This is a genomic window from Streptomyces antarcticus, assembly GCF_026627255.1.
In the GTDB taxonomy this organism is placed as follows: Bacteria; Actinomycetota; Actinomycetes; order Streptomycetales; family Streptomycetaceae; genus Streptomyces; species Streptomyces antarcticus.
The window spans coordinates 223,493-246,409 of the sequence record NZ_JAPNLM010000003.1 but is presented as its reverse complement, the minus strand read 5'-3'; the positions used below and the strand labels follow the sequence as shown (position 1 = coordinate 246,409).

17 protein-coding genes are annotated in these 22,917 nt (G+C 74.5%); 8 read left to right on the top strand and 9 right to left on the bottom strand.

Annotation, left to right across the window (positions count from 1 at the left end):
- Positions 1–8 precede the first annotated feature (8 nt).
- The 3 genes from OTB16_RS06970 to OTB16_RS06960 all read right to left on the bottom strand — a co-directional run bounded on the left by OTB16_RS06970 (position 9) and on the right by OTB16_RS06960 (position 4,031).
- Complete coding sequence (locus OTB16_RS06970) at positions 9–452, bottom strand: roadblock/LC7 domain-containing protein (RefSeq protein ID WP_267719026.1); 444 nt, start codon at positions 450–452, stop codon at positions 9–11.
- Positions 449–3,058: a sensor histidine kinase gene (locus OTB16_RS06965; protein ID WP_267719025.1), complete on the bottom strand. Its 2,610-nt coding sequence runs from the start codon at positions 3,056–3,058 to the stop codon at positions 449–451. The genes OTB16_RS06970 and OTB16_RS06965 overlap by 4 nt, the downstream gene beginning before the upstream one ends.
- 196 nt (positions 3,059–3,254) lie before the next feature.
- A complete protein-coding gene (locus OTB16_RS06960; protein ID WP_267719024.1) occupies positions 3,255–4,031 on the bottom strand; it encodes an MHYT domain-containing protein in 777 nt (258 codons plus the stop codon).
- Positions 4,032–4,199: 168 nt separating this feature from the next.
- Between OTB16_RS06960 and OTB16_RS06955 the strand changes: the two genes are divergently transcribed.
- Entirely contained in the window at positions 4,200–4,799 is a 600-nt protein-coding gene (locus OTB16_RS06955) for a class I SAM-dependent methyltransferase (RefSeq protein ID WP_267719023.1), read from the top strand.
- A gap of 151 nt (positions 4,800–4,950) precedes the next feature.
- Here OTB16_RS06955 and OTB16_RS06950 read toward each other — a convergent pair whose 3' ends face one another.
- Positions 4,951–5,865 carry an oxygenase MpaB family protein gene (locus OTB16_RS06950; protein ID WP_267719022.1) on the bottom strand — a complete coding sequence of 305 codons (915 nt, stop codon included), beginning with the start codon at positions 5,863–5,865 and terminating at the stop codon, positions 4,951–4,953.
- 135 nt (positions 5,866–6,000) lie between these two features.
- Between OTB16_RS06950 and OTB16_RS06945 the strand changes: the two genes are divergently transcribed.
- Positions 6,001–6,780 (top strand): hypothetical protein, encoded by a 780-nt coding sequence (locus OTB16_RS06945; RefSeq protein WP_267719021.1) that lies wholly within the window; start codon positions 6,001–6,003, stop codon positions 6,778–6,780.
- A gap of 194 nt (positions 6,781–6,974) precedes the next feature.
- Here the strand turns inward: OTB16_RS06945 and OTB16_RS06940 are convergent, their stop codons facing one another.
- Positions 6,975–7,157, bottom strand: a complete 183-nt coding sequence (locus OTB16_RS06940) for a hypothetical protein (protein WP_215150480.1) — start codon at positions 7,155–7,157, stop codon at positions 6,975–6,977.
- Positions 7,158–7,338: 181 nt separating this feature from the next.
- Between OTB16_RS06940 and OTB16_RS06935 the strand changes: the two genes are divergently transcribed.
- The 5 genes from OTB16_RS06935 (at position 7,339) to OTB16_RS06915 (ending at position 15,452) form a co-directional block, all read left to right on the top strand.
- On the top strand, positions 7,339–10,503 hold the full coding sequence (locus tag OTB16_RS06935; RefSeq protein ID WP_420717636.1) for a DEAD/DEAH box helicase: 3,165 nt from the start codon (positions 7,339–7,341) through the stop codon (positions 10,501–10,503).
- The gene (locus OTB16_RS06930) at positions 10,500–11,900 is read left to right on the top strand and encodes an SWIM zinc finger family protein (RefSeq protein ID WP_267719020.1); all 1,401 of its coding nucleotides are present in this window, start codon (positions 10,500–10,502) and stop codon (positions 11,898–11,900) included. The genes OTB16_RS06935 and OTB16_RS06930 overlap by 4 nt, the downstream gene beginning before the upstream one ends.
- 124 nt (positions 11,901–12,024) lie before the next feature.
- Complete coding sequence (locus tag OTB16_RS06925; protein WP_267719019.1) at positions 12,025–13,347, top strand: helix-turn-helix domain-containing protein; 1,323 nt, start codon at positions 12,025–12,027, stop codon at positions 13,345–13,347.
- A gap of 52 nt (positions 13,348–13,399) precedes the next feature.
- Complete coding sequence (gene exaC, locus OTB16_RS06920) at positions 13,400–14,923, top strand: acetaldehyde dehydrogenase ExaC (protein ID WP_267719018.1); 1,524 nt, start codon at positions 13,400–13,402, stop codon at positions 14,921–14,923.
- 151 nt (positions 14,924–15,074) lie between these two features.
- Entirely contained in the window at positions 15,075–15,452 is a 378-nt protein-coding gene (locus OTB16_RS06915) for an FKBP-type peptidyl-prolyl cis-trans isomerase (RefSeq protein ID WP_269286301.1), read from the top strand.
- Between the two features lie 139 nt (positions 15,453–15,591).
- On the opposite strand, the gene OTB16_RS06910 is transcribed toward OTB16_RS06915, so the two are convergent.
- Positions 15,592–17,148 (bottom strand): M28 family peptidase, encoded by a 1,557-nt coding sequence (locus OTB16_RS06910; protein ID WP_267719017.1) that lies wholly within the window; start codon positions 17,146–17,148, stop codon positions 15,592–15,594.
- 506 nt (positions 17,149–17,654) lie between these two features.
- On the opposite strand from OTB16_RS06910, the gene OTB16_RS06905 reads away from it, so the two are divergent.
- Positions 17,655–18,443, top strand: coding sequence for an AfsR/SARP family transcriptional regulator (locus tag OTB16_RS06905; protein WP_267719016.1), 789 nt, complete (start codon positions 17,655–17,657; stop codon positions 18,441–18,443).
- 81 nt (positions 18,444–18,524) lie between these two features.
- Here OTB16_RS06905 and OTB16_RS06900 read toward each other — a convergent pair whose 3' ends face one another.
- The 3 genes from OTB16_RS06900 to OTB16_RS06890 are packed head-to-tail and all read right to left on the bottom strand — an operon-like array spanning position 18,525 to position 22,570.
- Positions 18,525–19,169, bottom strand: a complete 645-nt coding sequence (locus tag OTB16_RS06900) for a flavin reductase family protein (protein WP_267719014.1) — start codon at positions 19,167–19,169, stop codon at positions 18,525–18,527.
- An 8-nt stretch (positions 19,170–19,177) separates the two neighbouring features.
- The gene (locus tag OTB16_RS06895; protein ID WP_267719013.1) at positions 19,178–21,310 is read right to left on the bottom strand and encodes a tetratricopeptide repeat protein; all 2,133 of its coding nucleotides are present in this window, start codon (positions 21,308–21,310) and stop codon (positions 19,178–19,180) included.
- Positions 21,311–21,346: 36 nt separating this feature from the next.
- A complete protein-coding gene (locus OTB16_RS06890; RefSeq protein ID WP_267719012.1) occupies positions 21,347–22,570 on the bottom strand; it encodes a zinc metalloprotease in 1,224 nt (407 codons plus the stop codon).
- Positions 22,571–22,917: the final 347 nt, after the last annotated feature.

Here is a 22,917-nt window from a genome sequence, read left to right as displayed (position 1 = left end):
CGCCGCCCTCAGCCGGCGGCCGGCGGGCGCGCCGCGAGCCGGACCGGGGTGTGGAGGTGCTCGCCGACCCGCTTGACCAGCCGGGCCATCTCGTAGGCGATGAGGCCGATGTCCGCGCCGCCGGCGCTGAGGACGGCCAGACACGAGCCGTCGCCCGCCGCCGCCACGAAGAGGAACCCCTCGTCCATCTCCACCATCGTCTGGCGCACGCCCCCGGCGTGGAAGTGCCGCCCCGCGCCCTTGGCGAGGCTGTGGAAGCCGGAGGCCACGGCGGCCAGGTGCTCCGCGTCCTCGCGGCTCAGCGCGCTCGAGGCGCCGACCGCCAGCCCGTCGTTGGACAGGACGACGGCGTGCCTGACCTCTCGGACTCGCATCACCAGGTCGTCCAGGAGCCAGTCCAGCCCGCCCGGCCCGCGGGCCCCGTCGAGGCCGGTTCTCTGGTGTTCGATCATCGTTCTTCTCCTTCACTGGCTGTGTGGGAGGCGTTCTCCCGGAACCCCCGGGCCCAGCCGTCCCGGTAGGCCGCCATCCGGTCCCGGGCCTGTTCCGGGCTGCGGCCCGGCGGGTCCTCGGGGCCGCGGGCGGCGGCCGCGGGCTCGGGCTCGGGGGCCTCGCGCAACTGCGGGACCAGGCTGGCCTGGCGTACGCGGCGCGGCAGGTCCGTCACCGAGGCGTCCGGTACGCCGCGGGCCGCGGGCGGCCCGCCCGCCGTGGCCGCGGGTGTACGGGTGACCGCGCCGCCGGGGGCGCGCGGCCGCAGCGACGCCACCGGGGCGGGGCGCTGCTCCGGCCCTCCGGGGTTCCGGTCGGGGAGCCCGGCCGCACGCGGCTCCTCCCGTACGGCCGAGGCACGCGGAGCCTCCCGTACGGCCGGGGCGCGTGCGTCCCCCCGTACGGACGGGGCGGAGGACGGCTGCTCCGCGGCGGAGCGGGCGGCTGGCGGCGCCTGGGGCTCCGGGGCGGGGGCGCCGGGCGTGAGGGCGCCCTGGAGCAGGGAGTTCGGCAGGAGCACCACGGCAGTGGTCCCTCCGTAGGGTGAGGTGCGCAGGTGGACCCGGATCCCGTGGCGGGCCGAGAGGCGGCTGACCACGAACAGTCCGAGCCGGTCGCTGTCGAAGAGGTCGAGCGCCTCGGACTGCTCGATGCGGCGGTTGGCGTCGTTCAGGGAGCCGCGGCCCATGCCCAGGCCGCGGTCCTCGACCTCCAGGACGTAGCCGGCGCCGACGGGCTCGCCGCTGACGCGGACCTTGGTGTGGGGCGGGGAGAACTGGGTGGCGTTCTCGATGAGTTCGGCGAGCAGGTGGGTGAGGTCGGCGACGGCGCCGCCGGCGACGGCGGCCTCGGCGAGCTGGCGCACCTCGACCCGCGGGTAGTCCTCGATCTCGGAGACCGCGGCCCGGACGACGTTCGTGAGGGGGATCGGCATGCGCCAGGCGCGTCCCGGGGCGGCTCCCGACAGGATGATCAGGCTTTCGGCGTGCCGGCGCATCCGGGTGGTGAGGTGGTCGAGCCGGAAGAGGTCGCCGAGCTCGCCGGGGTCGTCGGCGCGCCGTTCCATGGAGTCGAGCAGCGTCAGCTGCTTGTGCACGAGGACCTGGCTGCGGCGGGCGAGGTTGACGAACACCCCGGAGACCCCGCTGGCGAGTTCGGCCCGCTCTACGGCGGCGCTGAGCGCGGCCCGGTGGACGGTGGCCAGGGCCTCGCCGACCTGGGTGATCTCGTCGCCGGCCGGTGTGCCGGGCGGGGTCTCGGCGGCGACGTCGATCTCCTCGCCGGCACGCAACCGGTCCATCGCGTCCGGGAGTTTGCGGCGCGCGATCTCCAGGGCCGTGTTGCGCAGCGAGACGAGTTCCACGACCAGCGCGCGCCCGATGCGGACGGAGATGACGAGCGAGGCGGCGACGGCGGCGAGACCGAGCAGTACGGCGGCCCCGGCCGCGCTGAGCGCTCCTTCGGCGAACGGGTCCGCGCGGTCGGCCGCGGCGGCGCGCGCCGCTTCGCCGATCTCCCGCATCAAGGAGCCGACCGAGGCGTGGGCGGCCTCCCATCCGGCGGGCGCGCCCTGGGCCTCGCGGGCCGTGCCGGCGGCCAGCGCGCGGTCCTCGGCGCGGGTGAGGTCGGCGTAGACGGCGCTCGCGGCGACGGCCTGCCAGGAGGCCCGCGGCCCGGCGGGGAGGTCGCGGGCGGCGGAGTCGGTGAGGGTACGGCGGGTCTCGACGGCACCGGTCAGCTGCCGAAGCGTTTCGGCGTCGCGCTGGCCCGGCAGGGCGAACAGCGCGTCCTCCCGCGACAGCAGTTCCCCGGCCCGGTCGAATTCGAGGAGGACCCGTGCGTCGGGGCCCAGTTCGGCGCCCTCCCCGCCGGTGAGGGCCCCGTCCACGGCCAGGGCCCCGTCCACGGCCAGGGCCCCGTCCACGGCCAGGGCCGCGTCGACGGCCCGGGTGTACACCTGGTAGGCGGTTTCGGGGGTGGTGCGGCGGCCGGCGATGTCCTCGCGGCCCGGCGCCAGTGCCTCGGCGGCGGTGACGAACCCGCCCAGGCGCGCCACGATGTCGGCGCGGTGCCCGCCGGAGTCGGCGACGGTGTGCCGGTCGCCGAGCCGCAGCCGCCGGACGGCGCCGTCGGTGCGGCGGGCCTGCTGGTCGAGGGCGGCCCGCTGGTCGGCGGCGGGGTCGGCGAGCAGGCGGACGGCGATGCGTCGCTCGGCCTGGAGCTCGGTGACGGCGGCGGCTACGGGGGTGCGTATCTCGGCGTCGATCCGCTGGACGCGGCTGAGGCGGGCGATGTCCTGGGCGGTGCTGACGGTCGCGAAGGCCCAGAGGGCGAGGAGGGAGACGACCGGGACCATCAGCAGCGAGACGATCTTCGCGCGGACGGTACGGGGACGCAGCCGGGGGCGGTCGCCGTGCGGGGTTGCCGGGCCGGGCCCGCTGCGCGGGGCGGCCTCGGGGAGCGCCGCCTCCTCCGCCGGGGGCCCGGCGTGCGCCCGGCGGCCGCGGGCCGGGGGCGCGGGCAGCCGCTGCGCCGCTGCTTCCGGTCTTCTGCGGGGTGTGCGCATGGGCTCCTCGTTCCGGGGCGGTGCCTACGGGTGCGGTGGTACGTACTGCGGTGCCTACGGGTGCCGTGGTGCGTACTGCGGTGGTGCGTGCTGCGGTGGTGCGTGCTGCGGTGTCGGGCGTTGCGGTGCCGGCGTGCCGCGGTGGGACGGGCCGGACGGGTCCCGCGGCGCTCGGTGCCACGGGACCCCGGCCCGCTCAGTGCGCGACGGCCCGTTCGCCCAGGTTCTGGGCGGAGTCGGAGGCGGCACGTTCGTCGGCGGTCGGGGAGAGCGCGACGAACGCGGCGGTGATGAACAGGTAGGAGCCGAGCCCGACCGCGAGGGGGAAGATGAACTGCGTGGCGGTGGCTCCGGGCAGCGCGGCTTCAGAGGGGGTGACCCGGACGGCTACGGCCAGCATCCCGGTGTAGTGCATGCTGCTGACGGCGGCCCCCATGACGAGCGAGGCGCCGGCCACGGCCAGCGGCGACTTGATGTGGAGCGCCGCCCACAGCGCGGCGGTGGCGGCGACCACGGCGATGGCGACGGAGAGCCCGACCGCGAGCGGGTCGTAGGAGATCTCGCCGTGCAGGCGCAGAGCCGCCATGCCGAGGTAGTGCATGCTGGCGACGCCGACGCCGGTGGTGAGGCCTCCGAGGACGAGGGCCCGGCGGGGGCTCCTGCCGTAGCCGACGGCGAAGATTCCGGCGCCGACGACCGCCATCGCCACGAGGAGGCTGAGGATGGTCAGCGGCACGTTGTAGTGGATCTCGGTGCCGATGACGTCGAAGCCCAGCATCGCGACGAAGTGCATCGTCCAGATGCCGGTGCCGATGGCGGAGGCCGCGGTGAGGAGCCAGTTGCGGCGGGAGGTGCCGGTCGCGGCGAGCGCGCGGACGGTGCAGCGCAGGCCGAGGGCGGCGCCGATCGATGCCATCACGTATGACAGCGCGGGTGTCAGCCAGCCGTAGGCGGCGTGGTCCAGGTGTCCCATGGCCAACGGACGCTAGTCCGGGTGAGGGCGCGAACAGGGGGCGCATTTCGAAAGCCGCTGGAACTGCTGGAATATGACAGAGATACGTTTGTCTTCGATCACGCCACGTGCCACCTTGCACACGGTCCGCACGCCCCGGCGTCGGCACCGGTGGGGGATCATGGGCGCATGAGCGAAGACCACACACACGTGCAGGAGTTCTTCGGGGCGCGCGCCGCCGACTGGGACCGCAAGTTCCCCGGGGACGGGCCCGCCTTCGCGACCGCCGTGGCCGAATTCGGGCTGCGGCCGGGCGACCGCGTCCTGGACGCGGGCTGCGGCACCGGTCGGGCCCTGCCCGCCCTGCGCGCGGCCGTGGGGCCTGCCGGGACCGTGCTGGGCGCGGACCTCACCCCGCAGATGCTGGCCGCCGCGCAGCGCGCGGGCCGGGCGGCCGAGGGCGCGCTGCTGCTCGCGGACGTCGCCCGGCTGCCGCTGCGCGACGGGTCCCTGGACGGGGTGTTCGCCGCCGGGCTCATCGCCCACCTGCCGGATCCGGGGGCGAACCTGCGTGAGCTGGCCCGGGTGGTCCGCCCCGGCGGCCGGCTCGCGCTCTTCCACCCGATCGGGCGGGCCGCCCTCGCCGCGCGCCACGGCCGCGCACTCACCCCGCAGGACATGCGGGCCGAGCCCAACCTCCGTCCGCTACTGGCCGGTTCGGGCTGGGACATGACCTCGTACGCCGACGAGGGCGCCCGCTTCCTGATGCTGGCCGTACGCCGCGCATGAGCCGAGCCGCGGAACGGCCCGTGGAACGAGCCGACGGAACGAGCCGGCGGAACGGCCCGGTGGAACGAGCCGGTGACACGGGCCGGCGAACGCTCCTGTGCACGATCTTGTACGTCGGCCCCGCGCCCGGGACGCGCGGACGTACCCCGGATCACGCCGGAGGCTGGGCCTCGGCTCCGGCGGGCCGGCGGGGATGCGGTACGGGGCATCCGCCCGCGCCGGGCACGGGAAAAGTGCCGAGCTCGCCCACGTCGTAGCCGCCGGGATAGCTCTTGATCTCCGGGTTCTGCCGGGCGTAGTGCGGGGTCCGGCGCGGCGGCAGCAGCCGTACGGCGCGGCCTCGCAGTCGCAGGGCGCCGCGGACCAGCCGCTGGACGCCCGGGTTGGGGCGCCCGTAGCGGAAGGCGTCCAGCAGCGGCTCGTCCAGGAGGGCGAGGCTCGCGCCGCGCAATGCGGGGGCCAGGGGCGCCGGGTACCAGGAGGCCATCAGGTCGATGGTGGAGTCGGCGACCTTGCGGCCGCCTTCGTCCCAGCCGAAGTGGGCCCGCTCGTAGGCGTCCAGCGTGGCCTCGAATCCCTCGAAGGAGTCCGGGATGTCCGTGATGCCCATGTGGCGGCCGAGGGTGGCGTAGTAGTTCGCCGATGCCCTGCGCTCGTGGTGGGTCAGCGGGCGCCATCCGTACGCGTCCAGCCAGCGCGCCGGGGCGACCACGAACGTGCAGAGGACGTAGCGCATGTCGTCGCCGGAGATGTCGTAGCTGCGGTGCATCTGGTTGACGCGGCGGATCGCGGTGCGTGCGGTGTCGCTCTCGAAGCCGTGCTCCACGACCGCGTCGAGGAGCAGCGCGGTGTCGTCGTAGCGGCGCTGGGCCCGGTCGGTGAACTCCGCGGTCTCGGCCAGCAGACGGCCGATGGAAGGGACCGCGTAGGTGCGCAGGAGGGCGAGCTCGAGGGCTCTGGTGAAGTCCCAGGGGAACTCGTAGGTGGTGGTGAGCCGGTAGATGGCGAGGAAGTCCCGATCGGGGTCGAGCCGGAGGATTTCCCTCAGCCGGTCGTAACGCTGCACCGGATGTCCCTTTCTGTGGCGGGTTCCCAACTCTACGTGCAGGTAGCGGCCTTGGAAATCGTCACCCGCAGGCTCTCGACGGGCGGGTTACCCGCTGGTTAGGGTGCGCCATCGAGAGTGCCAACGGGAGGCCACGTGTCCGACGACGAGGATGGCGGCTCGCTGTACGTGCTGACCGCCGTACTGATGACCCCCGCGCAGTTCCCGAGCATCCTGGGTGACGACTTCCCCGAGGCCTGCTCCCTGCTGGGCGTGGCGCCGGCCCGGGACGGGTACGGGCTGGTGCTCGGCCAGGACGAGGAGGGCGCGCGCTGGACGGTCGTCGTGGACGACGTCACGCTGGTGGCCGCTGCGATCGCCTCCTGGGACTGCGGCATGGAGTACGACCTGTCCCCCGACGAGCGGACGATCGTGGTCTCGCTGGCGGGCTGGCCGCTGGAGCTCTCGGTGGCGGCCCCAGGGATCCCCGCGCCGCACGACCCGGAGCAGGGTGCGGACGGCACCGGGCGGGTGCCGCTGGCGCCGCCCTCGGCCGAGACCTGGGGGCCGGTCCAGCGGCGGATGGGCGCGGACCAGGTCGCCCGGGAGTGGCCGGACTGGCAGGAGCGCGTGGCGACGGACGGCGGTGTGGCCGCCGCGGAGCATCCGGGGCTGGCCCGGGCGCTGGAGGAGGCGGCGGGATACACCCGCACCCCGCCGCCGCCCGGCCGCGTGCGTTCCTCGTTCGCGGGCGAGGGGGCCCGGACGCTGCGCGCGGACGGGGCCGGCTGGTCGCTGGTGGCGCGGACCGGCGGCGCGGCGTTCGTCCTGCTCGACGAGGAGCCGGGTGAGGTGCTCGCGGTCCCCCGGGAGGGGCGGCCGGATCTGCCGGAGCTGCTGGCGGCGCTGGACCGCGTCGCGGTCCGCCCGGCCTGAGCCGGCGGCCATCCCGATCAGGTGGTCGACCGCTACCGGGCCGCGGCTTTGGCGGCGGGCCGGACGGCCGCCGGGGCACGCCCGCTTCCCCCTGCTCCGGCGGGACGCGCTCGCGTCGCGCGGCACCGCACGGGTGACCGCCGCGGCTCCCGGGACCGCCGTACCTGCCGCCGGGAGACGCGTGGAGGCCGTTGTCAGCGGCCGATCTGCTTCCGGGATATACCCCGGAGGCGACGGCGCTGGGAGGAGTCCAGCAGGAGGTAGGCGGCAGCGGGTACACCGATCAGGACCAGCAGTCCCGCCCAGAACCCGACCGCCCAGAACAACACGATGGCTGCCACGACTCCGGCAACCGCGACCTTTCCGCTCGTGGACATCTGCGGACACCTCCTTCTGTCGTTGACCACTACCCCCTCAACGCGCCGTCCCGACCCCTCGTTCCCCGACACGCAGACCGGCCGAAAAGTGACCCGGGTCACGGCCCGTCCAGTGCCTTCAGGGGCCCGGGGTGGGGTACTCTCGGCCACCCTGCATTCAGTAGTCAAGTTTGAAGAATGCGTGTTTCCTGAGATCTCCGGCCCCGGTCAACTCCTCCGCGGCTCCGCCGTGTTCCTTCCGGCCGACCCGTCACGCGCAGGCCGGATCGCGTTCTGGCAACCGGATGGTGAGGCTCCGCGCACCCGGGCCGAAGCCGGTGCGGGGGCCGGCGTCGGCGCCGGTACGGGTGCGGGGGGCGGCGCGGTTGCCGGTGCCGGTGCCGGTGCGGATGGGGGTGCGGGTGGGGGTGCCGGTGTCGGCGCGGTTGCCGGTGCCGGTGTCGGCGCCGGTGCCGGATTCGGCCGGCTCGAAGGGCTGACCGTCGTCACGCCCGACCTGCGCCGCGGCTCCGTGACCGCGCTCCTCCTGCCCGTCGGCGAGGCCCTGCCGCTGCTCACCCGCGCGCGGGCCGCCGCGTCAGGCTCCGACCCCTCCGCCGCGGCCTTCTGGGGCGCCGCCGCGCTGCTGGCCCTGGGCTTCGCGGCCCGCGGGCAGCTCCTGCCCGGGCTGAGTCCCGGGGGGCACGACGCCTGGCGGATCGGGCCGCTGGCGCCCGCGGATCTCGAAGCGGTCCGGGAACTCGCCGCCGCCATGCCCCCCGGGGCCCACTGCGTGCCCCTGAACGCGGACGGACCGCCGCGGCTGCCGGCCCCGGAGACCCTGCTGCGGGCCTTCCTCGACGCCGTGGCCGACACCTTGCCCCGCTCCCCCGCCGCGCCCTCCGCCGCGGGCGGGCCCGCCTACGCCGCCCGGGAGCCCCGGCTACACCCGGGCCTGCGCGACTGGGCCGCCGAGGTGGCCGCCGGGCACGACGCGGGCGTACGGATCTCGCTGCGGATCGAACTCGTCGGGGCCTCCGGCGCCCCCTCCGACGGGGGCGACCCTTCCGACGGGGGCGACCCCTCCGACCCGGCCGACTTCGCCGGCGCCGCCTTCCGGGCCGTCCTCCAGATGCACAGCATGGCCGACACCGCCCTGGTCGCCGACGCCGCCGACGTCTGGGCCGGCTCGGGAGCCGCCGCGGCCGCCTTCCCGCCCCGCGCGCGGTTGGACGCCCTGCGCGCGCTGCGCCGCGCCGCGCGGCTGTGGCCCCCGCTCGACCCGCTGCTGGGCGCGGCCGTGCCGGACGCCGTCGGGCTCGCCGACGAGGAGGTCGCGGAACTGCTCGGTGCGGCTTGCGGCGCCCTGGCCGCCGACGGGGTACAGGTCCACTGGCCGCGCGGGTTCGCCCGTACCCTCACCGCCCGCGCCGTCCTCGGAGCGCAGGAACCCGCGGGGTCCGCCGATCCCGCGGGCTCCGCCGACCCCTCCGGGCCCACCGGCCGCACGGGCTCCGCCTCCCCCCTGTCCGCACCCTCCGGCCTGCTCTCCCCCGGCTCCCTGCTCTCCTTCGGCTGGCGCTACGCGCTCGACGGCCAGGGCGACCTCACCGCCGCCGAGCTCGACCGGCTCGCCGAAGCCAGCCGCCCGCTGGTCCGGCTGCGCGACCGGTGGGTCCTCATCGATCCGGCCGAGGCCCGCCGGGCCCGCGCCCGGCGCGACGGCAAGGTCTCCGTCGCGGACGCGCTGGCGGCCGTACTCACCGGGTCGGCGGACCTGGACGGCAAGCGGGTCGGGGTCGAGGCCACCGGCGCCCTCGAACAGCTGCGGGCGCGGCTCACCGCCGACCCGTCGCGGGCCGAGGGCCCCGACGCGCCGCCGGAGCTGCGGGCCGTCCTGCGGGACTACCAGCTGCGCGGCCTGCGCTGGCTGGCCCGGATGACCTCGCTCGGCCTCGGTGCCTGCCTGGCCGACGACATGGGCCTCGGCAAGACCGTCACGCTCATCGCCCTCCATCTGCACCGCAACGCCCCAGACCAGGCCGCCACCGCCGGCGCCACCGCCGGGCCGACCCTGGTGGTGTGTCCGGCCTCCCTGCTGGGCAACTGGCAGCGGGAGATCGAGAAGTTCGCGCCGGGCACCCCGGTGCGCCGCTTCCACGGCCCCGGCCGCAGCCTGGCCGGCGTCACCGGCGGGTTCGTGCTGACCACGTACGGCACGATGCGCCTCGACGCGGCCGCGCTCGCCGCCGCCCGCTGGGGCATGGTCGTCGCCGACGAGGCGCAACACGTCAAGAACCCCCGCTCCTCCACCGCCAGGGCCCTGCGCACCATCCCGTCTCCGGCCCGCGTGGCCCTGACCGGAACGCCCGTCGAGAACAACCTGTCCGAACTGTGGGCCGTCCTCGACTGGACGACTCCCGGGCTCCTCGGCCGCCTCGGCACCTTCCGCACCCGCTACGCCGACCCCGTCGAAAGCGGGCGCGATCCCCAGGCGGCCGCCCGACTGGGCGCGCTCGTACGGCCGTTCCTGCTGCGCCGCAAGAAGTCCGACCCCGGGATCGCGCCCGAACTGCCGCCCAAGACCGAGACCGACCACGCCGTTGCCCTGAGTCCGGCGCAGACCGTGCTGTACGAGGCCGTCGTACGCGAGACGCTCGCCTCGATCGCGGAGGCGGACGGGATGGAGCGGCGCGGCCTGGTGGTCAAGCTGCTCACCTCCCTCAAGCAGATCTGCAACCACCCCTCCCAGTTCCTGGACCGGCCCGGCGCGGGCACCACGGGCACCACAAGCACCCCGGGCACCACGGGCACACCTGCCGGGAGCCGCTCCGGCAAGCTGGAACTCCTGGACGAGCTGCTCGACACGATCCTCGCCGAGGGCGGTTCGGTCCTGGTGTTCACCCAGTACGTGGCCATGGCCCGGATCCTGGAGAAGCACCTCGCCGCGCGCGGCATCGCCACCCAGCTGCTGCACGGCGGGACGCCGGTGCCGCGCCGTGAGGAGCTCGTCGACCGCTTCCAGGACGGCGAGGTCCCGGTCTTCCTGCTGTCCCTCAAGGCGGCGGGCACCGGCCTGAACCTGACCCGCGCCGGACACGTCATCCACTACGACCGCTGGTGGAACCCGGCCGTCGAGGAACAGGCCACCGACCGCGCCTACCGGATCGGCCAGACCCAGCCCGTACAAGTCCACCGGATCATCACCGAGGGCACGATCGAGGACCGGATCGCCGAGATGCTGGAGCGCAAGCGCGCGCTCGCCGACGCCGTCCTCGCGGGCGGCGAGGGCGCGCTGACCGAACTGACCGATGCCGAACTGGCCGAGCTCGTGGCCCTGCGCCCGGCCGCGGGGAGTGACGGATGACCGGCGGGGACCCGTACGAGAAGACCTTTGCGGCGCTCCCGCCCACCCCGCCCGGCCGCGGCTTCGCGCACACCTGGTGGGGCCTTGCCTGGCTGCGCGCCCTGGAGCACAGCGCGCTCGACGGGGAGCAGGTCAAGAAGGGCCGACGGTACGCGCGCACCGGCGCGGTGGGGGCGGTCTCGGTGCGCCCGGGCGGGCTGACCGCGGTGGTGCGCGACCGGGACGGGACGGCGCACCGCACCGACGTGCTCGTGCAGGAGTTCACGGAGGCGCAGTGGGACCGGCTGCTCGGGCTCGCGGCGGCCGAGTCGGGGCACATCGCGGCGCTCCTGGACCGGGACGTGCCGCCGGAGCTGGCCGAGGACGCGGCGGAGGCCGGGGCGGAGCTGCTGCCCGGAATCGGGGACCTCGACCCGCGCTGTGACTGCGGGGAATGGGACCACTGCCCGCACACGGCGGCGCTGTGCTACCAGGTGGCCCGGCTGCTGGACCAGGACCCCTTCGTGCTGCTGCTCCTGCGCGGCCGCGGTGAGCGGGGGCTCCTGGACGAGCTGGAGGAACGCAGCACCGCCGGGGCGGACATCGAGGGGGCCTCCGGGGCGGACTCCGAGCCGGCGCCCGCCGACACCGGCGCCCGCGCGGCCGGCGGCCGGGGCGGTCCGGGCATGCGGGGCATGCCGGGCATCGCGGCCGCCGAGGCGTACGCCGCACACGAAGCCCGGGCTGCCCGGGGCGGCCCCGCCCCGCTGCCCGCACCGCCCGCCCTGCCGGAGGCGCCGGGCCAGCCGCCGACGCTGGACACGGAGGCCGAACCGGCCGGGCTGGACGTGGACGGGGTGGAGTTCCTGGCGCAGGCCGCCGCGGCCGAGGCGTACCGGCTGCTGGCGGGTGCGCTGGCTCCCGGGCACGCCGAGCGCGCCCCGACGGCCCCGCTCACGACCGTCGAAGACGCCGTACGGCTCACGGCCGAGGCCGGCGACGTCCGGGTCAGGTCCCGTCTGGCGGCGGCTCTCGGCAGGGACCGGGCCGCGATGGAACTGGCCGTACGGGCCTGGGGCTTCGGCCGGGCAGCCGCCCTCGCGGCGCTGGAGGACGACTGGACGCCGGACCGGGCGGCGCTGGCCCGGGCCCGGGCGGCGCTCACCACGGCCTGGGCGGACGCGCAAGCGCCGGTGCTCCGCCGGGTCCGCGCCCGCTGGACGGCGGCGGACGCCGGGCTCCAGCTCCGGCTGGGGCGGGAGGGCCGCTGGTGGCCGTACCACCGCGAGGCGGGCCACTGGGTCCCGACGGGCCCGTCGGCCCCCGACCCGGCCTCGGCGTGGGCGTGGGCGGGCCCGGACCCGGAACCCGGGCCCGGGCCCGGTGCGGGAGCGACGGGGGCCCCGGAAGCCCCCTGAGGGGTGCCGTCGCACCGCCCGGCCCCTTACGGCCGGCGCGCTGGCCGACGTACCGCTTGTCGGGGCCGGAAAGCGGGACGACGATGGGGGCGCTCCGGGGACCGCGACACCAGGGGAGGGTGACATGGGCGATCCGTTGGTGGCGCTGCCGGGCGGGGCCGACCCCGTCGAGCGCACGCGGGAACTGCGGCGCGCGCACGCCGCGTTCACCCGGGACGGCCGGGTCGAGGCGCCGGTCCGGGCGGTGATCGCGAGGTCGTGGCGGCGGTGTGCCCGGGCCCGGGTCAGCCCCGAGTGCGCGCCCCGGGTGGAACTGGCGGAGGCGGAGCTGCGGCGGTACCGCGCGGAGCATCCGCTGGCGCGGGTGATGCCGGTGTTCCGGGACCTCGTGGGAACCTTCGCGGCGCACGGGGCGCATCTGATGGCGGTGTGCGACGCGCGGGGCAGCCTGCTCTGGGTGGAGGGCGAGCCGGGCACCCTACGGCGGGCGGAGCGGCTCGGCTTCGTCCCCGGGGCGCGCTGGTCGGAGACGGCGATGGGCACCAACGCGCCCGGCACGGCGGTCGCGGTCGGCGAACCCGTACAGGTCTTCGGGGCGGAGCACTTCAGCCGTCGCGTGCACCCGTGGACCTGTGCGGCGGCCCCGGTGCGGGACCCGCGGACCGGCGGGGTGCTGGGTGCGGTGGACATCACCGGGGGCGACGGGCTCGCGCACCCGCACTCCCTCGCCTTCGTGCGTGCGGTGGCCAGGGCGGCCGAGGCCCAGCTGGCCCTCCTCGCCCCGGACCCGGCCGCCGCCGCGGACACGCTCACCGCGCTCGGCCGGGACGAGGCACTGCTGGGCACCGGGGGGCGCACGGTGCGGCTGAGCCGGCGGCACAGCGAGATCATGGCCCTGCTGGCGCACCACCCGGAGGGCCTGTCGGGCGAGGAACTGACGATCGCGCTCTACGAGGACGAGTCCGTGTCACCGGTGACGTTGCGAGCCGAGATGTCACGGCTGCGCGGGGTCCTGGGCGACCGCGCACCGCTGTCGCGGCCCTACCGTACGGCCGCTGCGCTGGCGTCGGACTTCACCGCCCTGACCCGGCACCTGGCCGGCGGAGCCGTCTCCGCCGCCCTGCACCGGTACCCCGGCCCCCTGCTGCCCGCTTCCACGGCGCCGGGCATCGTCCGGCTGCGCCGGCGCATCGAGGACCAGGCGCGGGCCGCGGTCGTCGCCCGGGCCGACGCCGGGCTGCTGACGGACTGGGTGTGCAGCCCCTGGGGCGCGGACGACCCGGAGGCCTGGCGGGCCCTGGCGTACGCGCTGCCGCCCGGGCGGCGGGCGGCGGCGCTGGCCCGCGTACGCGCCCTGGACCTCGAACTGGGCCCGGGGCAGGGCCCCGTACGCCCGGAGGCGGTCCGTGGCGGACGTGCAACCCGGTCGCAACCCGCGGGCCCCTAGCGTCCTGTCGAGCGCTGCCGGACGGCGGCGGCGCCCGGCAAGAGAGGCCACCATGGCCCGTTACGCTGCGCCCGGATCCGAAGGGGCGCTCATGTCGTACGCGTCCCGCTACGGCCACTTCATCGGCGGCGAGTACGTCGAACCGGTCCGCGGCCGGTACTTCGCCAACCCCTCCCCCGTGAACGGCGAGGCGTTCACGGAGGTCGCGCGGGGAACGGCCGAGGACGTCGAGGCGGCACTGGACGCGGCGCACGCGGCCGCCCCTGCCTGGGGGCGCACCTCCGTCGCGGAGCGGTCCACGATCCTGCTGCGCGTCGCGGACCGGATGGAACAGAACCTGGAGGCCCTGGCCGTCGCCGAGACCTGGGAGAACGGCAAGCCGGTCCGGGAGACCCTGGCGGCCGACATCCCGCTGGCCGTGGACCAGTTCCGCTACTTCGCGGGAGCACTGCGCGCGCAGGAGGGGGCGCTCAGCCAGATCGACGACGACACGGTGGCTTACCACTTCCACGAGCCGCTGGGTGTCGTCGGCCAGATCATCCCGTGGAACTTCCCGATCCTGATGGCGGTGTGGAAGCTCGCACCGGCGCTGGCGGCCGGGAACACGGTGGTGCTGAAACCGGCCGAACAGACGCCGGCCTCCGTCCACTTCTGGCTGAGCCTGGTCGCGGACCTGCTGCCGCCGGGCGTGGTGAACATCGTCAACGGCTTCGGCGAGGAGGCCGGCAAGCCGCTCGCCTCCAGCCCGCGCGTGGCGAAGATCGCGTTCACCGGGGAGACGTCCACGGGCCGGCTGATCATGCAGTACGCGGCGGAACACCTGAAGCCGGTGACGCTGGAACTCGGCGGCAAGAGCCCCAACCTCTTCTTCGACGACATCTGGACGACGGACGACGAACTGCGCGACAAGGCGCTCGAGGGCTTCACCATGTTCGCCCTCAACCAGGGCGAGGTGTGCACGAGCCCCTCGCGCGCCCTGATCGAGCGCGGCCGGTACGCGGACTTCCTCGACGCGGCCGTCGCGCGCACCGAACTGATCGTGCCGGGGCACCCGTTGGACACGGACACGATGATCGGCGCGCAGGCGTCGCAGGAGCAGCTGCGGAAGATCCTGTCGTACGTGGAGATAGGCCGGCAGGAGGGCGCGAAGGTCCTCACGGGCGGAGAGCCCATCGCACACGGCGGCGACCTGTCGGGTGGGTACTACATCCAGCCGACGGTGTTCGAGGGCGACAACCGCATGCGGATCTTCCAGGAGGAGATCTTCGGCCCGGTGGTCTCGGTGACGTCCTTCCAGGACTTCGACGACGCCATCCGGATCGCCAACGACACGGCGTACGGCCTGGGCGCGGGAGTGTGGACCCGCGACGTCAATACGGCCTACCGCGCGGGCCGGGCGATCCAGGCGGGACGCGTCTGGACGAACTGCTACCACGCCTACCCGGCCCACGCGGCCTTCGGCGGCTACAAGCAGTCCGGCATCGGCCGCGAGACCCACAAGATGATGCTGGAGCACTACCAGCAGACGAAGAACCTCCTCGTCTCCTACTCTCCGAAGAAGCTAGGGTTCTTCTGAGCGTCTTCGGAAGGCGCCGCGCCGTGGTCCGTGGGGTTTGATGTTCTTCGGTCGATCGGCGTTCTCGGTAGCGTGATCACCTGCCGCATGGAGTGACCATGCGCCCGGATGGTCTGCACGAGGGCTTCCGGCGGAGAGTGATGAGGCTGATGTGAGTGAACTGACGAAGCCCGAGATCGAACTTCCCGGGGGTGACGCTCCCGAGGAGCTGACGATCCGGGACCTCGTCGTCGGGGACGGGCCCGAGGCGAAGCCGGGCAGGGTGGTCCGGGTTCACTACGTCGGGGTCACCTTCGAGTCCGGAGCGGAGTTCGACGCCTCCTGGGACCGGGGCCAGCCGTTCAAGTTCGCCGTGGGTGGCGGCAGGGTCATCAAGGGCTGGGACCGGGGACTCAGGGGGATGAAGGTCGGCGGCCGGCGCGAGATCATCGTCCCCCCGCGCCTCGGCTACGGCAACCAGTCCCCCTCGCCGTTGATCCCGGCGGGATCCACGCTCGTCTTCGTGGTGGACCTGCTCTCCGTCGTCTGAGGTAGGCCTGCCCATCCCCCGGGCCTCTTCTCCCCGGCCTCGCTGTCGGAACGAAGGCCGGGCAGCCCTTGACCGCCGGACCGGTCACGGACCCCATGCGGGCCCGCTGCGGGGATGGAACGTCAGGAGAGTCGACTGCCTACCCCGTCACGGGCGCGTCGCCGTCGGCGCCGTCCCGGGCGGCGTCCGTACGGGCACCCTCCGTACGAGCGGTGTTCGCGGGTCGGGTGAGCGGGCCGAGGTCGTGCGCGTAGTGGCCGACCGCGTCGGCGATGACGTCGATGTTGACGTCGAGCGCCCGCATGTCGATGTTCGTCAGGTCGTCGCCGGCCGTGTGGTGGTTCACGTCGTACGCGACACCCGCCAGGCCGCCGAACCTGGCGGCCTGGGACTCGGTCTTGATGCCGTCGGCCCCGGCGAAGGTGCCGCCGGAGGGGATCCCCGCCGCGATGAACGGGGCGTAGTCCGATAGGCCGGTGAAGTCGGTGCCCTCGTACGGGATCCGCTTCGAGCCGAGGAAGTCCGTGATGCCCTTCTCCAGCTGGGCGGATCCCTCCGGGCCCGGGCCGGCGCCGACGCCGTCGGAGTCGTCGCCGTCGTGGACGAAGTAGGCGGCGTTCGGGGAGGCGATCGTGTCGAAGTTCAGGTAGAGCCTGATCTGCTTCCGCTGCTCTTCCGGCAGGGAGGCGAGGTACGCCTGCGAGCCCAGCACCCCGAACTCCTCGGCCGACCACCAGGCGAACTTGACCTTGTTCCCGACCTTGTCCTGGGACTTGGCCAGCCTGACCGCGACCTGGAGGAGACCGGCCGAGCCCGAGCCGTTGTCGTTGATGCCCGGGCTGTCGTGGAGCGAGTCCAGGTGCGAACCGAGGAACACGGTGTCGGCCGCGTCGCCGCCGCGGGTCTCCGCCACCACGTTGAAGGTCCTGCGGTTCTCCCGAAGCTCGTGGATGTCGAGGGTGACCGTGACCGGGCCCGCGGTGGCCTCGGCGGCCAGCGTCTCGCCGTCCTCCTGGCTGATGCCGCCGGTGGGGATCTTCGCGAGGGCCGCGTCGCCGATGGTGCCGTTGATCTTGCCCGTGGTGTTGTTGTACACGACGGCGCCGAGCGCGCCGGCGGCGTGGGCGTTGGCCTGCTTGACGGCGAAGGAGCAGCCGCCGCGCTTGATCAGTGCGATCCTGCCGGTGAAGGCGCCCGCGGCGAAGTCGGTGGGCTCGCAGCCGTGGGTGGCGTCGGCGTCCACGGGGACGACGGCCACGTCCGCGGTCACACCGCCCTCGGGGCCCTTGGCGGTGTAGGCCATCAGCTGGAGGGTGATGTCGCGCGGGGTGGGCGAGAGCACGGTCAGGGACTCGGCGATGTCGTCGGTGTAGGCGAAGTCGAACTCCTGGCGGGAGAGCCGGTAGCCGGCGGCTCTGAGGACCCCTTCCACGTAGGCGGCCGACTGCTCGTGGCCCCTGGAACTCGCCACCCGTGTGCCGCCGTTGTAGTCGGCTATCGCCTGGAAGGTCTTCAGGTGCCGGAAGGCGTCCTTGGCCGTCGACTCCCTGACGAGCTTCGCGGCCAGCGCGTCGCCCCGGCCGGCCCGGCCCGGGTCGTCGGCCTCCGCTGTGGCGGGCCCGGCGAACAGGAGGGGGGAGACGAGTGCCGCGGCGGCCAGGGTGGCCGTCGCCGCCGCGATGCGACGTGCGGACATGGAGTTCCTCTCACTGCAGGTCGATGGATCGCTCGACGGTCAGGATGAACGGGCTCAGCGGGAGGAGATCGAGGCACGCTAACCCCGTGGCGGCCCGCTGCCAAGGCGAAGTCCCGAGTCGGTCCGGGTGACCGGATGTTTGGCTGAGTTTGAGCGGGAGCGGTAAGGGGGGACGACGCGCCGGTGACGCCCCGCCCGTACCGAACTTGGCTTGTTCGAGCCCATGACACTCTCTCCTTCGATCCCGTATCCATGACGTGAGCGCCGGTAGGCCCTACCGCGTGCCGACCGACAGGACAGCGCGCCTGAGGGCGCGCCGGTGACGCGGGGGTGGCAGATCAGTGCTGGCCAGAACGGAAAGATCCTCGGCAGACCCTTCCTTACCCGGCTGTACGGGGACCGTCCCCGGCCTGCCGGCCCGGCCCGGGGACGCGGAGAGCGAGCCCGCGCCGGCGGACGGGCCGACGTACCGGATCCTGGGCCCCCTCGAGGTCCATCGGGCGGGGGTGCTCTGCACGCCCACGTCCCTCAAGCGGCGCGCCCTGCTCACACTGCTCCTGCTCCACGCCAACCGGCGCTTCCCGATCTGCACGCTGATCGGCGAGCTCTGGGACGACCGGCCGCCCCCGTCGGCCGTGGCCGCCGTCCAGATGTACGTGTCGGGACTGCGGCGCGTCCTGGACCCCGCGCACAGCCGCGGCGGCGGCGACGCCCGGCGGCATCCGCTGCTGCTCACCGCCGGGAACGGCTATCTGCTGCGCGTACGACCGGGCGACCTGGATCTCGACCGGTTCCGCGCGCTGGCCGGGCTCGGCCGGGACCAGAGGGCCGCGGGAGACTGCACCACCTCGGCAGAATCGTTTCATCAAGCCCTCGCCCTCTGGCGGGGCACCTCCCCCGGAGAACTTGGGCAGGCGGGCCTTCCCGCGCACTACACCGTGCGGCTCGAGGAAGAACGACTGGCTCTGGTGCACGACCGGATCGGCGCCGACATCTGCACGGGCAGGGCGCGCGAGGTCGTCGGCGAGCTGGAGGAGCTCTGCGCACGCCACCCCCTCCGCGAGGACTTCCACGAGCAGTTGATGCTCGCCCTGGCCACGGCGGGGCGCCGCGCCGAAGCGCTGAACGCCTACGCCCGTGCCCGGCGCACCGTGGTGGAGAACACCGGCATCGAACCGGGACCGGGCCTGCGCACGGCGCAGCAGACGCTGCTGAGCGGCGCCCGGCCGGACAACGCCCGGCACGACCGCTGCCGCCCCGCGGTGGTGCTCCGGCCGGCCGGGCTCGACGGCTGACGCCTCGGGACGGCCGCCTCCGCACGGGCCCGTGCCCGGGCCATCGGCCCGGCCACGACCGGCCCCCGCCCCAGCGGCCGGTCAGCCGGCGGGAGGACGACCGCGTGCGGGTGGGCCCAGACTCCAGTCGAGGCGTCGGCGGAAGTACACCAGGGGCTCGGCCTCCGCCACCGCGCAGTCGACCACCTCGCCCACCACGATCACGTGGTCACCGTGCGGGAGCAGCACGCCCGTACGGCACTTCGCGTAGACCGGGACGCCGGCCAGCCGGGGAACCGGCCCGTCCCACTCCCAGAGCACGTCGGCGAACTTGTCCTCGGAGCTGCCCGCGAAGGTCTGGGCCAGGGCGGAGTGGGTGCGTGCCAGCAGGTGGACGCCGAAGTGCGCGCCCGGTCCCGCGGCGAGCTCCCGGCAGGTACGCGAACTCCGGGCCAGCGCCACCAGGATCGAGGGCGGGGACGCGCTGTAGGAGCAGAGGGACGACACGAGCAGCCCGCAGGGCCGCCCGTCGTCCCGCCGGGCGGAGACGACCGCCACCCCTGACACCAGCCGTGACATCGCCTCCGTGAACCCGTCCGCCGGCCCGGCCCCACGGCCTCGGCCACCCAGGTCCCGGCCCTGGCCTTGGTCCCGGCCCTGGCCCTGGCCTTGGTCCCGGTCCTGGCCTTGGCCCCGGTCCTGTTCGTGTTCCCGGCCCTGCCGCTTCTCCTGCTGTCGGAGGTCCACCCGGCCCCCTACGCGTGAGCGCGCTCGGCCGCGCGCAGGCAGGTCTCCCGACGGCTCCGCGCCTCGGAGTCGTCGGTCACGGCCAAGACCGCCTCGAAGTCGGCCACGGCCCGTTCGAAGCTGCCCGCCGCTTCGTGCACCACACCCCGGTTGAACCGGAAGTCGGGCCGGCCCTCGAGGTCCACCGCACGGTCGAAGTCGGCCAGCGCCCCGGCCAGGTCCCCCTCCAGGAAGGCGAGTTCGGCCTTGATCGCCCACGCCTCGGCCAGCTCGGGGTCGAGGCGCAGGGCCTCCGACAGGGAAGCACGCGCTTCGGCCGTCCGGCCTTCCTCGCCCCACAGGCGTCCCCGCAGACAGAGCAGGTGCGGGTGTTCGGGGTCGAGCCGCAGTCCGGCCGTCACGTCCTCCAGTGCGGCCCGGTCGTCGCCCTGGTCGGCCAGCAGGCCCGCGCGCGCGAGCAGCGCCTCCAGGTGTCCGGGCTCCAGTTCCAGGGTCCGGTCGAAGTCGGCCCGTGCTCCCTCGGCGTCGCCGAGTTCCAACAGGGCCTCGCCCCGGTTGTAATGCGCCTCGGGGAAGGGCGGCTCCAGGGCCAGTGCCCTCTCGTAGTCCGCGATGGCCTCTTCGACTCGGCCCAGACGGCGCAGCATGCTGCCGCGGTTGAAGTAGTGGTCGGCGAAGTCGCTGTCCGCGTCGATGATCGAGGCGTAGTCGGCGAGCGCCTCCTCCAGCCGGCCGCTCATGCCGTTCACCTGGGCCCGGTTGTAGCGCAGGCCCACGCGGTGCCAGGTCCGCTCGCCGATGCCCAGTTCGCGGTCCAGCCGCTCGATCCCCTCGTCGAGCAGCCGCAGCGCCTCGTCGGGCCGGCCGGCCCTGACCTCCACCAGGGCGAGCCCGTTGCGGTTGAACACCGAGTAGAAGGCGCGTTCCTTGGGGTCGGGCAGCAGGTCCGAGATCGCGATGGCCTGGTTGACGTAAGCCCTGGCCCGCCGGTCGTCGCGCAGTTCGGGCGGGAAGTGGCGGGCGTAGAGCATGCCCGTCTCGTAGGCGAGGCTCATGTGGTGCTTGGGCATGGCGGTCGCCGCCCGGGCCTCCTCCTGTACCGCGGCCGACTCCTCCGGCCGCCCGGCGGCGGCCAGGCACACGCCCGTCTCCCGGGTGAAGGGCCACCAGAGGTCGGGGCGGGTGACGGGGTCCGCCCGGTGGCGGCCCTCCTCGCCCATCTCGGCCGCGGCGTGGTAGAAGCCGAAATACTTGCAGCGGGCCTGGGCCCACCTCAGGGCGTCGAGGCCGGCGCCGTCGGAGTCGCTGCCCCGCAGCAGGTGGTACGGCAGGGCGCCCAGCTTCAGGGACGGTTCCGCCTCCGCGCGGGAGGCCAGTGCCGCGGCCCTGCGGTCGTGCAGGCCGGCGCGCTCCTCGTCGCTGATCGCCCGGTACGCGGCGTGCAGCGCGGGGTCGTCGTGGACGCACTCCCCCTCGACGTACCGGGCGGCCGCCTGGAGCGGCGTCTGCGTACGGTCGTCCGCGCCGTCGGTCCCGGGGCCGGACGCGGTGCCCGGGCCGTGGATGCGGGTGGTCCGCGTCGCGAGTTCCGAGGGGAGGGAGACCGACAGCATGCCGGGAGGGTCGGCGAGGGTGTCCGTGTCGGTGGCGACGACGAGGGTGAGCAGCTCCGCGGGGATGCGCCGCAGCGCGGCGGCGAGGAACTCCCGGTCGGTGACGTCCGCGTGGTGGACGTTCTCCACCACGAGGGTGCGCGGACCGTCCCCGGTGCCGGGCAGGGCGGCGAGCAGGAAGTCCACGAGGCCGTGCGCGACCCGCAGCGAGTGCAGCCGGGCCGGGTACCTGGTCGCCTCGCCCGGCGCCTTGGCGTTCTGCTCCAGCGCCCTCTCCTTCGGCGGCACCAGGGACGCCAGCTCCGGTGTGCTCTCCTGGAGTTCGATGTAGTGGCGGGCGGCCAGCTCCGGCTGTCGGCGCAGCGCGTCCGGCGCCACCTGCCGCAGCAGCTCACCGGCCGCCGTGTAGGGCCCCCGGAGGCGCCGGTGCGCGTCCACCACCGTCAGCGGGGAAGGCAGTCCGAGGCCGGCCCGCAGCCGGTCGCGCTCACGGCGCCGGGGAGCCGATATCCAGTAGTGGCCGGTCATGAACGTACCTTTCACGGGGCCGACGGGGGGCACACGTCAGTCGATGACGTGGTGGGTCCTGGACCGTCGGGCGCGGACGCGTTCCCTGGCGGCGATCCAGAGGGTGAGGGCGATCTGGCCGAAGGTCAGGAAGAGGAAGGCCGAGGAGTCCAGGAGCTCGGTCCAGCTCGACCCCTCCCCGGCGCCGAAGCGGTCGATCGCGCCGGAGACCATCCGGACGAAGACCGGGGCGAGCGCGAGCACGAAGGTGCCGAGGCTGACGGTGTAGCCGGCCACGATGAGCCAGGAGTACCAGCGTGCCGCCCGGCGGTCCACCGGGTGCCACTGGGACTCGTCGGCCAGCCGGTCGGTCCGCCCGCACCACCGCAGGAACCGGTTGCGCAGCAGGCGGACGGAAGTGGTGTGCAGGTCCACGCAGCCGAGCATGGTGGTGATCAGCACGTAGACGTCGGTGCGGAGGTAGAGGAAGAACTGCCACAGCAGGCGCAGCAGGGCGGCGAACGCCAGCCCGAGGCACACCCGGCTGGTGACCGTTTCGGCCCCACCGGGGCCCCGGGACACGTCCGCCACCGTGATGAGCAGGCCGAGGAGGACGCAGTCGGCGACCATTCCGGCCACGATCGGCAGGTAGCGCTTCCTGCGCTCGACGGCTACCAGGCCGTCCAGTGCCGTCTCGACCACCAGGAAGTAGAAGCGGTACGAGAGCCGGGTCCGTGAGCGGACTCCGAGACGTCGTGCGGCCAGGGCGTGGAACGCCTCGTGGACGGCGATGAGGGGGACGGCGGCGACCAGCAGCACGAGGCTGATCACCGCGTAGTAGTCGCTGAACAGCAGGTCCTCGGCCGTCGGTACGAGGTCCGGCGAGAGGATCACGCGCAGCAGCGCCCAGGCCACGACGAGGGCGTAGCAGACCCAGGCGAGCGGCGAGAACAGCGCGCGGCCGAGCCGCTGCCAGCGAACGGGCTCCGCTTGCGCGGGCTCCTCGCCGTCCTCGCGGACGAACCCCAGCTCGCGCAGGGCTCCGATGATGTCCTCCACGTCGACCTGCTCGCCGTACTCGGCGGCGTACCAGTCGGAGGCCTGCGCCGGTGTGGCCCCGTCCGCCAGGCGGCGCACGAGGTGGGCCCCGTCGGCCGGGAAGATCGCGTAGGAGTCCGTGTCGGGCCGCCCGATGGTGACGTCCTCGCCGTCCTCCAGGTAGACCAGCGTGTGGAACGGCAGCGGCGTGTCGGCCGTGCTGCGGATGCCGTGCTCCGGCATGGGGTGGTCTCCCTCGGCTTCCGGTCCGGACCCGGCGCGGGCGGGGTGGCCGCCTCCCCGGGAGGCGCCGTCGCACCGGGCGGCAGCCTGAGTCGCCTCGGGCTGCCCGCAGGCACGACGGCGCCGTGGCCCTGACGTGCTAGCGGCCAGGGCTCAACTGATCTGGGATCAGTTGGGGTTCGTGTAGACGCTGCAAGCCGACGAGGTCAGGCGGACCGGACCGGCCTTGCGTACCTGGATCTTCTTCATCAGGACACCTCCTTCAACCAGTGGGTGATGCGGACGGGCTCATCCTGGCGAGGACCGCCATCGTTTCCCCAAAAGCCCGCCAAACGTCTTCACGAGGT

Coding starts and splice junctions, on each gene's coding strand:
- OTB16_RS06910 (WP_267719017.1), bottom strand. CDS start 17,148: ATGTCCGCACGTCGCATCGCGGCGGCGACGGCCACCCTGGCCGCCGCG.
- OTB16_RS06925 (WP_267719019.1), top strand. CDS start 12,025: ATGGGCGATCCGTTGGTGGCGCTGCCGGGCGGGGCCGACCCCGTCGAG.
- OTB16_RS06955 (WP_267719023.1), top strand. CDS start 4,200: ATGAGCGAAGACCACACACACGTGCAGGAGTTCTTCGGGGCGCGCGCC.
- OTB16_RS06895 (WP_267719013.1), bottom strand. CDS start 21,310: ATGACCGGCCACTACTGGATATCGGCTCCCCGGCGCCGTGAGCGCGAC.
- OTB16_RS06930 (WP_267719020.1), top strand. CDS start 10,500: ATGACCGGCGGGGACCCGTACGAGAAGACCTTTGCGGCGCTCCCGCCC.
- OTB16_RS06940 (WP_215150480.1), bottom strand. CDS start 7,157: ATGTCCACGAGCGGAAAGGTCGCGGTTGCCGGAGTCGTGGCAGCCATC.
- OTB16_RS06960 (WP_267719024.1), bottom strand. CDS start 4,031: ATGGGACACCTGGACCACGCCGCCTACGGCTGGCTGACACCCGCGCTG.
- OTB16_RS06970 (WP_267719026.1), bottom strand. CDS start 452: ATGATCGAACACCAGAGAACCGGCCTCGACGGGGCCCGCGGGCCGGGC.
- exaC (WP_267719018.1), top strand. CDS start 13,400: ATGGCCCGTTACGCTGCGCCCGGATCCGAAGGGGCGCTCATGTCGTAC.
- OTB16_RS06965 (WP_267719025.1), bottom strand. CDS start 3,058: ATGCGCACACCCCGCAGAAGACCGGAAGCAGCGGCGCAGCGGCTGCCC.
- OTB16_RS06890 (WP_267719012.1), bottom strand. CDS start 22,570: ATGCCGGAGCACGGCATCCGCAGCACGGCCGACACGCCGCTGCCGTTC.